The 13351-nt window shown below is 71.5% G+C and carries 5 protein-coding genes; 4 read left to right on the top strand and 1 reads right to left on the bottom strand.

The window, feature by feature from the left end; genetic code table 11:
* Nucleotides 1-13: 13 nt before the first annotated feature.
* Nucleotides 14-5839 (bottom strand): pullulanase-type alpha-1,6-glucosidase, encoded by a 5826-nt coding sequence (pulA, locus tag AOM06_RS04060; RefSeq protein ID WP_228372848.1) that lies wholly within the window; start codon nucleotides 5837-5839, stop codon nucleotides 14-16.
* Nucleotides 5840-6147: 308 nt separating this feature from the next.
* On the opposite strand from pulA, the gene AOM06_RS04055 reads away from it, so the two are divergent.
* The 4 genes from AOM06_RS04055 to AOM06_RS15125 form a co-directional block, all read left to right on the top strand.
* Nucleotides 6148-8001: a glycosyltransferase family 2 protein gene (locus AOM06_RS04055; protein WP_062303160.1), complete on the top strand. Its 1854-nt coding sequence runs from the start codon at nucleotides 6148-6150 to the stop codon at nucleotides 7999-8001.
* Complete coding sequence (locus tag AOM06_RS04050) at nucleotides 7998-8723, top strand: efflux RND transporter periplasmic adaptor subunit (protein ID WP_062303158.1); 726 nt, start codon at nucleotides 7998-8000, stop codon at nucleotides 8721-8723. Before AOM06_RS04055 ends, AOM06_RS04050 begins: the two co-directional genes overlap by 4 nt.
* Nucleotides 8720-10693, top strand: coding sequence for a glycosyl hydrolase (locus AOM06_RS04045; RefSeq protein WP_062303155.1), 1974 nt, complete (start codon nucleotides 8720-8722; stop codon nucleotides 10691-10693). The genes AOM06_RS04050 and AOM06_RS04045 overlap by 4 nt, the downstream gene beginning before the upstream one ends.
* Before the next feature lie 326 nt (nucleotides 10694-11019).
* On the top strand, nucleotides 11020-13351 hold a 2332-nt coding region (locus tag AOM06_RS15125), incomplete at its 3' end, for a glycosyltransferase family 2 protein (RefSeq protein WP_267127763.1).

Here is a 13351-nt window from a genome sequence, read left to right as displayed (position 1 = left end):
GGCCCCGCACGTCCTAGCGCAGCGCCGGCTTGCCCGCGCCGTGCTCGTCGCCGCGGCCGCCCTTGCCGTGGCCCTTGCCGTGGCCCGAGCCGTTGCCCTTGTCCCCACCCTTCGACTGGCCCTCGACCAGCACCGCGACGGTGCGCGCGGGGATGGTCACGGTGCCCGTCTTGAAGGAGAAGCCCGTGGTCTTCACCACCGGGTCGGAGCCCTTGGCGAGCGCGGGGGTGAGGCCGAACTTGCGGCCCGCGAGCTCCGGGAGAGTCTCGGTGATCGCGTCCGGCGACGCGTTGAAGACCACGAGCGCGCCGGCCAGCTTCGGGTCCACGTCCTCGCCCACCAGGTCGTCGATGAGCATGACGATGAGCCCCGGTGTCGCGTCCGTGCCCGAGCCCGGGAACGTCACCTTCTGCTCGATGAGGTGCGCCGAGCCCAGGCGCAGGAGCGGCACCTCGGTGCGGACCTCGAGGAGGTCGAGCGCGGCGGCCTCGGCCGTCGCGATGTCCTCCGCGGCGGGCTTGAGCGACTCGTCGGCGAGCAGCGGCGCCATGATCTCCCACTTCGAGGAGTTGTCGGCGGCCGGCGGCAACCCGGAGCCGAACGTCGACTCCTGCCCCGTCCAGTCGACCCTGTTGAACCAGTCGCCCGAGTTGTAGCTGTTGCGGTCGAGCGACTTCGAGCGCAGCAGCTCGGTGCCCGCGTGCCAGAACGAGGGCGTCTGGGCGTACGCGGTGGTGGCCAGGGACAGCGTGTTCATGCGGATGCGGTCCGCCATCGACGTGTCGGTCGGGAGCTTGAAGACCCCGAGGTCGAACAGCGTCTCGTTGTCGTGGGCGTCGACGTAAGTGATCACCTCGTCGGGCTCGTCGGCGTAGCCGGCGGGCGAGCCGCGGTAGTCGAGCTCGTCGCCGCGGAGCACCTCGCCCGTGGAGGCGGTCAGCTCGTAGGCGCGGAGATTGCCCGCGAGGCCGAGCTTCACCAGGTCGGTCTGGTGCGCGAGATCGGCCAGGGCCTCCTCGTCCGTGCCGTTGATGGGATCGCCGTTCGGGTCCGTGCCGAGCCCGGTGCCGAACCCCTGCTTGAACGTCGACGAGCCGTCGACCGGGCTGCCGCCGTGGACGGCGTCGCGCAGGCGGTCGGAGAACGTGCCGATGCCCGTGCCGCCCAGCTGGCCCTGCGTCGCCTGGTCGAACAGCGCGTTGTCGGCGACCTCGCCGAAGTTCCAGCCCTCGCCGTAGAGGTAGATCGCCGAGCCGTCGACGCCGTCGTCCTCGAGCGTGAGCGCATCGAGCGCGGCACGGACGTCGAGCATGTTCTGGCGCGAGTGGTGGCCCATGAGGTCGAAGCGGAAGCCGTCGACCTTGTACTCCTTGGCCCACGTCACCACCGAGTCGACCATGAGCCTGCCGGCCATCGCGTTCTCGGTCGCGACGTTCTGGCAGCACGTGGACGTCTCGATGCTGCCGGTCGCGCTGAGCCGCTGGTAGTAGCCCGGCACCACCCGATCGAGGACCGACCGCTCCGCCTGACCCGAGGCCGCCGTGTGGTTGAACACCTGGTCGAGCACCACCTGGAGGCCGTCCTCATGCAGCGCGCCGACCATCTGGCGGAACTCGCTCACGCGAGCGCCGCCGTCCGCGTCCACCGCGTACGAGCCCTCCGGCACCGTGTAGTGGAACGGGTCGTATCCCCAGTTGAAACCGTCCTTGTCGGCCACCGCCATGACGCAGGCCTGCTGCTCGTCGGAGTCGGGCGCGAACGACTCGAGGTCGCAGTCGGGCTCGAGCTGCGCCGAGCGGTCCTCCTCGATGGTCGCGAGGTCGAAGGACGGCAGCAGGTGCACCGTGGTGATGCCCGCCTTCGCGAGCTGGCGCAGCTGGGCGCGGCCCGTGCCGTCCTCGGTGAACGCGAGGTAGGTGCCGCGCTCAGCCTCGGGAACCGACTCGTCGCCGATCGAGAAGTCGCGGATGTGGAGCTCGTAGATGGTCTGGTCCACCGCGCGCTCGACGATCGGCGACGGGGTGTCCTCCCACGCCTCCGGGCGCCACTCGGGGTCGGAGAGGTCGATCGCGACCGAGCGCTCCGAGTTGAGGGTGAGCGCGACCGAGTACGGGTCGGTCACCTGGTTGGTCTCGATCGCACCCGTGCTGGGGGCGTAGACGTCCAGCTCCCAGAGGTACTCGACACCGTCGAGGGCATCGTCCTCGACGGACCAGATGCCCGTCGCCGCATCCAGCGACGCCTCGTGGCGCGCCGGGTCGCCCGTCGCGCCGGGGGCCCAGGTGAGGAGCGTCGCCTGCTGGGCGGTGGGCGCCCAGACGCTGAGCGCGAGCCCGCCGTCGCCGTAGACCGCGCCGAGCCCGGCGCCGGCGGCCGCGTCCGCGTAGAGGTCGTCCAGCACGCCCGCGATCTGGACGCCCGTGAAGGCGGCGAGCTCGTCGCCGGACGTCTGCGCGACCGCGAGCTGGCCGCGCAGGAGCTCCTGCACGTCCTCGCGGGACGCGTCGAGGTGCAGCGCCACGTAGCCGTCGAGCGCGCGGAAGCGCTCGAGCTGCGCATCGGTCAGCCCCTCGGGGATCACGGCCAGGTCGACCCCCTCGCCACCGGTCACCGCGCCGTCCGCGATCGCGAGCGCCGCATCGGACGACGAGTACAGCCGGAAGGCGTCACCGGCGCCCAGGTCGGCGGGCCAGGCGAGGGTCTCCGCATCGATCCAGTACGCGCTCGACTCTCCCGTGCCGGGCAGCGGCGGGTTCGCGACCTCGATCTCGAGGAGGTGAGTCGCGAGCGTGTAGGTGAACGTCACCATCTCGCCATCGTCCGTGGAGAAGGACATGTTGGCGCCGCCCGGCACGCCGTCCTGACCGTAGTTCTCGTCCCAGCTCATGCCGTGCGCGACCTTGAGCTCGTAGGCGCCCGCCGGGATGGCGGTGGTGGAGAAGGTGTAGACGCCGTCCTTGTCGCCGTCCGCCATGAGGCTGAGGAGGCAGCCGGGATCCCAGTCGCCCGGGCAGCCGATCTCCGACTGGTAGGAGCCGGGCAGCGTGACGATGGGGCCCTCGGCCGTCGACTGCACGATGCTGCTGCGCGCGTCGAAGTAGAAGGTGATCTCTCCCCCGCCGTGCGTGATCGCGATGTTCGGGCCGTCCTGGACGCCGTTCGCACCGAAGTTGAGGGCCCACGAGCCGTCGATCGCGACCTTGTACTGCCAGTCGCCGGCCGGCACGTCGAAGGTGCCCGTCCAGATCCCGGCGGGCCCCTCGGTGAGCATCGCGGCCTCGCAGGCCGGGTCCCAGTCGCCCGCGCAGCCGATCTCCGACTGGAGGTCGCCCGCGATGGTGACCGAGTCGTAGGTCACCTCCGGCTCCTCCTCCACGGTCAGCGACACGGCGTGGCCGATCGAGGCGTAGGTCGACGCCGCGGACACCTGGCCCGCCGCGTCGACGGACACCGCGCGGTACTCGAGCAGCGTGCCGTCCGCGAGGTCGGGGACGTCGTGGAACACCCGCGGCGTCGCATCCTCCGACGTGCCGAGCGCGGTCCATTCGTCGGAGCCGACCACGCGCCACGCGAAGCTCGTCTCGCGCCACGCGCCGTCGGCCACGGCGCTCACCGCGAGCTGCCCGGAGGCCTCGGCGCCGGCGCTCGGCGCCGTCACCGTGAGCGCCGCCGCCTCGGCGGGCGCGCTCACCTCGCCGTCCGCGCGCAGGACCACGGCACCCAGGGCGGGCACGGTCACCGTGGCCACCCCCGCATCGTCCGCGGTCACCGCGGCGGACGTGCCGTAGACGCCGTCGAAGGTGGCGCCCGCCGTGAGCGTCGGGATGTCGACCGTGACGTCGGCGCCGGTGTTGTTGAGCGCGACGAGGTGCTCGACGCGCTCGTCGGGATCCACGCGCGAGAACGCGTAGACGCCGGCGCCGTCGGAGACGTAGCGCTCGATCTGCGCGCCCGTGCTGAGCGCGGGGTAGGCCTCGCGCAGCGCGGAGAGCTCGGCGATCTGCTCGTAGACCGGCGCGTCGGTGTCGTAACGGTCGACGCTGCCGACGGTCTCCCCGGTGAGCAGCGCCTGGTCGGTGTACTCGGCCACCTGCGACGCGAAGAGCGACTGGCGCGCGCTCTTGTCGTTGCCCGGGTCCGCGCCCACGAAGCCCTGCTCGTCGCCGTAGTAGACCACCGGCTGGCCGCGGCCGAGGAACATCAGCTCGTTGGCGAGCATCGTCCGCTCGAGCGGGGCGTCCGTGTTGCGCATGAAGTAGCCGACGCGGCCCATGTCATGGTTGCCCAGGAACGTCGGGAGCGCCGTCGCCGAGCTGTCCGGGGTCGTGTAGAGGTCGTCGCCCGCGTACAGCGTGCTCAGCCCCTTGGCCGAGTTTCCGCTCGCGAAGCTCACCGCGGAGGACTGGAAGGTGAAGTCGAGCACCGAGCTCATGTCGGTGTCGCGGATGTACGGCGCGAGCTTGACCGGGTCCGCGTCGTAGACCTCGCCGAACATGAAGAAGTCCGGCTTGCCGTTGGCCTGCGCGTACGCGAGCACCTCCTCGCTCCACTGCTCCCAGAACTCGAAGTTCACGTGCTTCGCGGTGTCGATGCGGAAGCCGTCGATCCCGAGGTCGATCCAACCCTCGTACACGTCGACGAACCCCTCGACCACCGTCGGGTGCTCCGTCATGAGGTCGTCGAGGCCCACGAAGTCGCCGTACGTCACCGACTCGCCCGTCCAGGTCGAGTCGCCGCGGTTGTGATAGAGCGTCGGGTCGTTGAGCCACGACGGGACCTTGAGGTCGGCATCCTCGGCGGCGACCACCGGCGTGTAGGGGAACGAGGTGGCGGCGTCGAGGTCGGGGAACGTCCCGGTGCCCGCGTAGTCGGCGGGGTCGAACGGGTCGCCGGCGGCGGTCAGGTACGGCTGGTCGGCCTGCTCGATGTACGAGTACTCGCCCTCCTCGTAGTCGATGACGTCCGCGGTGTGGTTGGTGATGATGTCGAAGTAGACCTTGATGCCGCGCGCGTGCGCGTCGGCGATGAGCGCCTCGAGCTCCTCGTTGGTGCCCAGGTGTGGGTCGATCTGCGTGAAGTCCGTGACCCAGTAGCCGTGATAGCCGGCGCTCGCATCGGATCCCACGCCCTGGACCGGACGGTTCTTGAACGACGGCGTGAGCCAGATGGCCGTGGTCCCGAGCCCCTCGATGTAGTCGAGGTTGGCGGCCAGGCCCGCGAGGTCGCCGCCGTTGTAGAAGCCCTTGTCCGTGGGGTCGAAGCCCGTGGTGAGGCTGTCGCCCGTGAGCCCGCCCTCGTCGTTCGAGGCGTCGCCGTTGGCGAAGCGGTCGGTCATGACGAAGTAGAACTGCTCGTCGGCGCCCGCCTGGCGCACCGGGTCGGCGACGAGCGCATCGTCCGCCGCGGTGTAGCCGCCCTCGATCGAGACGACCTCGAGGCCGACGCGCTTGGCCGCGTCGTCGAAAAGGAAGCGCAGCGTCGCGGGGTACGGGAGCGCGAGCGGGATGTTGACCGCGCCGCCGTCGAGACCGTACGACTCGTCCCAGGCGTCGTCCACCGCGACCTTGTACTGGAAGGAGCCGGCGGGGACGTCGAACTCGGCCGCGTAGAGGTCCGGGGTGCCGGTCGCGGCGAGCTCGGTCTCGGCGCACTCGGGCTGCCAGTCGCCGGTGCAGCCGAGCTCGGACTGCAGGTCGCCGACGAGGGCGAACGTGCGATCCGCCGCGGCCGAGGGCGCGGCGACCCCGGTGAGGGCGGCGAACGCCACGGCGAGCGTTGCAGCCAGGAGCGCGGCGATGCCGCGGGTGGTGGGGGGCGTGGACAGCGCGGTCTTGGACAAGGGGTACTCCCTGGTTCGGGGCCACGTCGGTGTGGCCGGTTCACGACGTTGTGATGCGAGATGTCCGAATGTGCGCGAGCGTAGCGGGCGATGTAAACGCTTGCAACAGGAAGCCTCGAATCCGACCGCAGGCACCGCGAACAGATCGTTTGCACTTGACCATCTCTGCGCCGCCGTGCCTACAGTGGCCACGCATCGACCCGCAGTTGCACCGCAGGGCGCCCCGCACGGGAGCGCCGCCGCCAACGCCGCCGATCCTCACCTCCCGCACCCACGCGAATGCTCGCCTGCGCCGAGAGGAGCCGATCATGCGATCGCTCGACGCCTCACCGCCGCCGGTCTCCCGGGACCGCGCGACGGGCCACTCCCCCGTCCTCACCCTGCTCGTGGTGCTCGCCACGCTCGGGATCCTGGTCTACTCCGGGTTCCTGCTGAACCCTGCGAACCGCGGCGACGTGATCCCGTGGGTGCTCGTCATCTCGGCGGAGTCCGTGCTCGTGTTCCACGCGCTCCTGTCGATGTGGACCATCCTGGCGGGCGCCGTCGACCCGCGCGGCTACTCGTTCCACCAGGCACGCGAGCACCTGCTCGGTCGCTCCGCCGCCGGCGCGCCGACCGCCTGGCCCTTCCAGCTCGGAGGGCGGCGCATCACGGTCGACGTGTTCATCACCGTCTACGGCGAGCCCATCGAGACCATCCGGCGCACCGTCGCCGCGGCGGTCGCGCTGCACGGCAGGCACCGGACGTGGGTGCTCGACGACGGCCGCAGCGACCAGGTCCGGGACCTCGCCGAGGAGCTCGGCGCGCGCTACGTGCGCCGCCTCAGCTCGGGCGGCCAGAAGGCGGGCAACGTCAACCACGCGCTCACGCTGGCCAAGGGCGAGCTGTTCGCGATCTTCGACGCCGACTTCGTCCCGGACCCGCGCTTCCTGCTCGAGACGGTGCCGTTCTTCGTCGACGACGACGTCGCCTTCGTGCAGACGCCGCAGACGTACGGCAACCTCCACACCACCATCGCCAAGGGCGCGGGCTACATGCAGGCCGTCTTCTACCGCTTCGTGCAGCCGGGCCGGAACCGCTTCAACGCCGCGTTCTGCGTCGGCACCAACGTGGTGTTCCGCCGCGCCGCGGTCGAGGACGTAGGCGGCATCTACACCGACTCGAAGTCCGAGGACGTGTGGACGTCGATCCTCATGCACGAGCGAGGGTGGCGGTCCGTCTACATCCCCACCGTGCTCGCCGTCGGGGACGCGCCCGACACCGTCGAGGCATACGCGAAGCAGCAGCTGCGCTGGGCGACCGGGGGCTTCGAGATCCTGCTCACCCACAACCCGCTGAGCCCGCGCCGCAACCTCACGGCGGACCAGCGCATCCAGTACCTCGTGACGGCGACGTTCTACCTCACGGGCATCGCGCCGCTCCTCCTGCTCCTGGTGCCGCCCCTCGAGATCTACTTCGACCTGCGCCCCATGGCGCTGTCCATCTCGGTGGGGACCTGGCTGTTCTTCTACGCCGGCTTCTACCTCATGCAGATCGGGCTCGCGTGGTTCACGCTCGGGTCCTTCCGCTGGCAGACGCTGACCCTGTCGACGGTGTCCTTCCCCATCTACCTCAAGGCCTTCGTCAACGCCTTCACGCAGCGGGACGTGGGCTGGACGTCCACGGGGTCCACCCGGGCGCGCTCGCCGTTCAACTTCATCGTGCCGCAGGTGCTCTTCTTCGAGTTCCTCCTGCTCACCTCGGTGGTGGCGGTGTGGCGCGACTGGGACAACCGCGTGCCCACGCTCGCGACCGCATGGAACGTCACCAACACGGTGATCCTCGGGGCGTTCCTGCTCGCGGCGCGGCGAGAGGCGCGCGCGCTGCGCAAGGGCCGCGACCTGGCCCCGCCGACGGCCCCCGCGGACGATGCGCCGCGCGAGCCCGCCACGGTGGTCGCCCGCCCCGAGCAGGTCACCGCGGGCATCGCCGCGCGCGAGTCCGAGGGGCGCCGGGCGCCCGCCTGGGCAACGGTCGGCACCCGCTCCGCCGAGCCCGCGCATGCGGGGGCCACCCGCGTGCACGATGCTCCGCCCACCACGCTGCTCGCGCATCGTCCCCCGGCCGCCGAGGAGCCGGCGCCGCTCGTGGGACGCCGCGCACGAAGGGAGGCACGACGATGACCTGGGGCAACCGATTCAAGCTGGTCGCGGGCATGCTCGCCGTGCTCCTGCTCGTCGCCGCCGCGACGCTCGTGTTCAACCGCCGGCAGACGCAGGTGCTCAGCTCCTCGGCGCAGATCGAGACGGAGCACTACGCCGTGGGCACCGACTACGGTGGCCTCGTGCTCGAACGCTACGTCGACGAGGGGGACCTGGTCCGCGAGGGGCAGCGCCTGTTCACCATCGAGAGCGTCACGCTCGCACGCGACATCCGCCAGGGTCTCGCGACGCCCATCACCGGGTCCTTCGCCAAGGACGGCACCGTCACCGTCCGTGCGGCCGTGGACGGCACCGTCTCCGCCATCGAGGTCGACGCGGGCGGGTACGCCGGGACCGGCGCCGTCATCGCCACCATCGACGCCGCCGAGAGCGAGTACGTCGAGGCGGAGTTCGAGCTCACCACACGCGACTTCGGACGGGTGGCCGACCACGCGTCGGTGCGGCTGCGGCTGCCGGACGGCAGCACCGCGACGGGAGCCATCGAGGACCTCCAGGTCGAGACCGTCGACGGCGCCGCCTACGTGACCGCGCGCGTGGAGTCGAGCGACCTCGGCACCGTCGCCTCGGACGCCCTGCTGCAGCCCGGCACCCCGCTGGATGCGACCTTGGAGCTGCGTGACGACGGCCCGCTCGCGGACGTGAGCGCCGCCCTGGGCGACCTGGCGAGGCGGGTGGGCCTGTGAGGGCCGGCATCGTGGCGATCATCGCGGCCTCCGCCCTCGCGCTCGGGGCATGCTCGGGCGCCGCGGCGCCCGGCGCATCGGGCACCGCCTCCGGTGGCCCGGGCGTCCGCGTCGACGGCCCGGACCCCTCGATCCTGCCCGCGGCGGCCGATGCGGCCGTCGCCACCCGGGTGGGAGAGGACGTGGTGCCGCCGACGAACCGCTGGTACTCGGCTCTCGCCTTCGGGGACCCCGGCCTGCCGGTGTTCCCCACGCCGCTGTCCTTCCAGGCGGTCGACGGCGGCTTCGCGGCGGGGCTCACCCGGCCCGTCGCCTCCGAGAACGCGATCGTGGCGCCCGCCGTCACGGACGTCACCGTGACGTTCTCCGGCGCGAGCGGCTACGGCGAGGTGACGGAGGCGACCCCGGTGGGGACCACGCTCACGCTCGGACCCGTCGACGTGGTGCTCGCGCAAGGCGTTCCCGTGATCGGCTTCACGGCCGCCGGCGGGACCGAGGCGACCCTCTCCGTGGCCTTCGTGGACGCGGGCGACGGCGTGGCGACCGCGACGGTCGGCGAGACCGCCTACGGCCTCGCGCTCGACGGGGGCTCGGTGGACGGCACGTCGCTGTCGCTCGATCCCGGCGGCACCGCGCAGCTGTTCGCGGTGCCCGACGGCGGCGATGCCGCGGCGTTCGCCGCCGCCCTGGGCCCGCTCGCGCGCGGCGCCGACGCATCGTTCACCCTGGACGACGCGGCGACCACCACGGTGACCTATGCGGACGAGCCCACCGTGGTCGCGGTGCCCGCCGACCGCGCGGAGGGCCTCGAGTGCGCGCTCGGGACGTACGCGACGATCCACGGGACCTACTCCGTGTGCGCCGCCGCGGAGGCGTCCTGGGACGTCTCGCTGGTCGAGCCCTCGGCATCGCTGGACCTGTCGGGGATCACCGACCCCGAGCGCGAGGCCATCGCGGAGGCGCTGGCCGCGGATGCCGACGCCGCGCTCGAGCTCCCCGCGGACACCTACTTCGGGTCGAAGGCGCTGTACCGGCTCGCCAACCTGGTGCAGGTGGCCGATGCGCTGGGCGAGGATGAGGTGGCCGCGCGGCTGCAGCGCAGCCTCGCCGAGCAGCTCGACCTGTGGGGCGAGGCCGACGGCTGTGCCGCGCGGGCGGAGCGCTGCTTCACCTACGACCCCACCCTCCGGGGGGTCGTGGGCCTCGCCACCGCCTTCGGCTCCGAGCAGTTCAACGATCATCACTTCCACTACGGCTACCTGCTCTACGCCGCCGCGGTCGCGGGCGCGCGCGACTCCGAGCTGGCCGAGCGGATCGCTCCGGTGATGGACCTGGTCGCGGAGGACATCGCGGCGCCAGGGACATCGGAGGCGTTCCCGGTGCGACGCGCCTTCGACCCCGTCGCGGGACACTCGTGGGCCAGCGGGATCAGCCCGTTCGCGGATGGCAACAACCAGGAGTCGAGCTCCGAGGCGGTGCTCGCCTGGAACGCCGTGGCGCTGTGGGCGGCGGTGACCGACGACGACGCCTTGGGCGACTCGGCGCGGTGGATGCTGTCCGCGGAGTCCGAGGCCGCAACGCGGCTCTGGCTCGCGCCCGACCTGTCGGAGTTCCCCGAGTTCGCGCACGGCATCGTCGCGATCGAGTGGGGGGCGAAGCGCGACTACGCGACGTGGTTCAGCGCCGAGCCTGCGGCGATGCTCGGCATCCAGATCATCCCCGGCCAGCCCGCAGCGATGGACCCGCTCGCCGCGGTGCCGGCCGAGAGCATCGTCGCCGCGGTCGATGAGGCGTGGGGGGACGCGAACCTTCCCGCGATGTTCGCCGACTACCTCCTCATGTACCGCGCGCTCGCGGGTGACGAGGAGCGCGCCGAGGCCTGGGAGGCCGCGATCTCCCTTCCGGACGACGCGATCGATGACGGCGACACGCGCACCTGGCTGCTCGCGTGGATCGCCGCGGCGGGCTGAGGCGCCGACAGTTTGCCCCGTTCTGTCGTCTACGTGGGATTTTACCCTCCGCCTTTACCGTAAAGATGGCTGGGAGTTGGCCGAAAACCCTTGTAGAGGTTGTGAGATATCCGACACCATGAGGGTGCGCCGGGCGTGTGAGGACGTCGGGCAGGTCGACCGGACCCAGGTCGACCGGCCCGCCTTGACGATCGGCGGACCGCGGATCCCGCGACAGGCAGCGTAGCCGTCTCCCCCCATACGACACGCACACGTTGCCCGTCCCCCAGGAGCCCCCGATGAATCCCCTCGCGTCTCGCGCCGAGCCACGCTCGGACCACCAGCACATGGGTTCAGAGCAGTCGCCGGTGCTCATCACGTTGGTCATCATCGCGACCATCGGGGTCCTCGCGTACACGCTCTTCCTGCTCAACCCCGACAACCGCGGAGACACGCTGCCGTACGTCATGGTGCTGTCGGCGGAGCTGGTGCTGGTCTTCCACTCGCTCATGACGATGTGGACCATCCTTGCGGGCGGCCAGAACCCCCGGACGTTCGCGGTGCACCAGGCGCGTGCCGGGCTTTACGCGCACCTCCAGGGCGACCCCACCACGTGGCCGCTCCTGCTCGGCGGCCGCCCGATCGTGGTGGACATCCTCATCACGGTGTACGGCGAGCCGCTCGAGGTGATCGAGCGCACCGCGACCGCCGCGCGCGACATGCGCGGCGAGCACCGCACCTGGATCCTCGACGATGGCCGCAGCGACGACGTCCGCGACCTCGCGGCCCGCATCGGCGTGCGCTACGTCCGCCGCCTGAGCTCGCACGGCGCGAAGGCGGGCAACATCAACCACGCGCTGACGCTCGCCAAGGGCGAGTGCTTCGCGGTGTTCGACGCGGACTTCGTCCCCCGGCCCGACTTCATCGAGCACACGCTTCCGTTCTTCATCGATCCCAAGCTCGCGTTCGTGCAGACCCCCCAGAGCTACGGCAACGAGGCGCACTCGGTCATCGCCAAGGGCGCCGCCTACATGCAGACGGTCTTCTATCGCTTCGTCCAGCCAGGCAAGAACCGCTTCAACGCCGCGTTCTGCGTGGGCACCAACGTGATGTTCCGGCGCGAGGCCGTGCTCGACGTCAACGGCATCTACACGGACTCGAAGTCGGAGGACGTCTGGACGTCGCTCATGATGCACGAGCGCGGCTGGAAGTCGATCTTCATCCCCGAGGTCCTCGCGGTGGGCGACGCGCCCGACAACGTCGAGGCCTTCTCCAAGCAGCAGCTCCGGTGGGCCACCGGCGGCTTCGAGATCCTCTTCACCCACCCGCTGTTCTCGCGCAGGTCCAAGCTCACTCTCGACCAACGGCTCCAGTACTTCACCACGGCATCGTTCTACCTCACCGGCATCGCGCCCCTGCCGCTGCTGCTGGTGCCGCCGCTCGAGATCTTCTTCGACCTCCGGCCCGTGTCGCTGTCGATCTCGATGCTCGAGTGGACGCTGTACTACGCGGGCTTCTACGCGATGCAGATCGCGCTCGCGTGGTTCACGCTCGGGACCTACAAGTGGGAGACGCTGACGCTTGCCACCGTGTCCTTCCCCATCTACACGAAGGCGCTGTTCAACGTCCTGCGGGGCAAGGACGTCGGCTGGCAGGCGACGGGCACGCTCAAGCAGAGCTCGCCGTTCAACTTCATGATCCCGCAGATGCTGTTCCTCGCCTTCCTGCTGATCGCCTCGGCCGTCGCGATCTGGCGCGACGTCGGCAACGGGTTCCTCACCCTCGCGACGATGTGGAACCTGCTCAACACCGTGATCCTCGGCGCCTTCGTGGTCTCCGCCGGCCTGAACCTCAAGCCGCGCCTCAGCAGCAAGGAGCGCGACGACGATGAGGCCGTCGAGGACGACGACCTCGACGGCGAGCTCGCCGCGCTCGTCGCCGCCTCGACGCTGCCCGCCGAGGCGTTCGCGATGGTGGGCGTCCAGCGGAGCCTCGGCTCGCCGGCGCCGCAGCAGCAGCTGCAGCTTCCCATGCCGTCGCTCGCGCCGGTCGCGATCGCTGCGCCCGCGCCCGCCCCTGTCGCCTCGCCGGTGGGCGCCGCGCCGCTTGAGGCGGCCCCCATGACGGCGCCCGTCGTCGCGGCCGGCCCCTCGGGCGGCACGGCATCGGTCGGCGACGATGCCGTGGTGGTCGAGGACACCGCGGCCGAGGACACCGTGGCCGGGGACACCGTGGCCGGGGACACCGCGGCCGGGACCGTCGGCGAGGACCGGCCCTCCGCGGACGAGCAGGCCGCGCCCGGCCCCGACGCCGCTCCGGCGAGCGGCCCCGCGGCGTCCGCCAACCGCGACGCGGGCGACAGCGCCGACGCGGCCGTCGACCCCGAACCCGCGCCGGAGCCCGCGCCAGCGCCCGCGGTGGACGCTGGACCGGCACCGAACCCCGCGGCCGTCGTCGAGCCGGAGCCCAAGCCCGCGCCGGTCGACGCGCCTGTGGCACCGATCAGCGCGCCTGAGCCGACCCCCGCCGACGAGCCCCGGTACGGCCGCCGCGCAGGAGACGCCCCGTTCCGAGTGGGCGCGCACGATGCGCCGCAGGCGGAGCCCGCGCCTGGCGCCGGGTATCCGCCTCAGGACCTCTCGGCTCCCGCCTACGCGCAGGCGGGGCCGCTCGGCGGGC

Source organism: Demequina subtropica (assembly GCF_000971235.1).
Classification (GTDB): Bacteria; Actinomycetota; Actinomycetes; order Actinomycetales; family Demequinaceae; genus Demequina; species Demequina subtropica.
This window is presented reverse-complemented; position numbering and strand designations above follow the sequence as displayed.

Bases quoted from the DNA above. Each gene is read 5' to 3' on its own strand.
- AOM06_RS04050 (WP_062303158.1), top strand. From the start codon at position 7,998: ATGACCTGGGGCAACCGATTCAAGCTGGTCGCGGGCATGCTCGCCGTG.
- AOM06_RS04055 (WP_062303160.1), top strand. From the start codon at position 6,148: ATGCGATCGCTCGACGCCTCACCGCCGCCGGTCTCCCGGGACCGCGCG.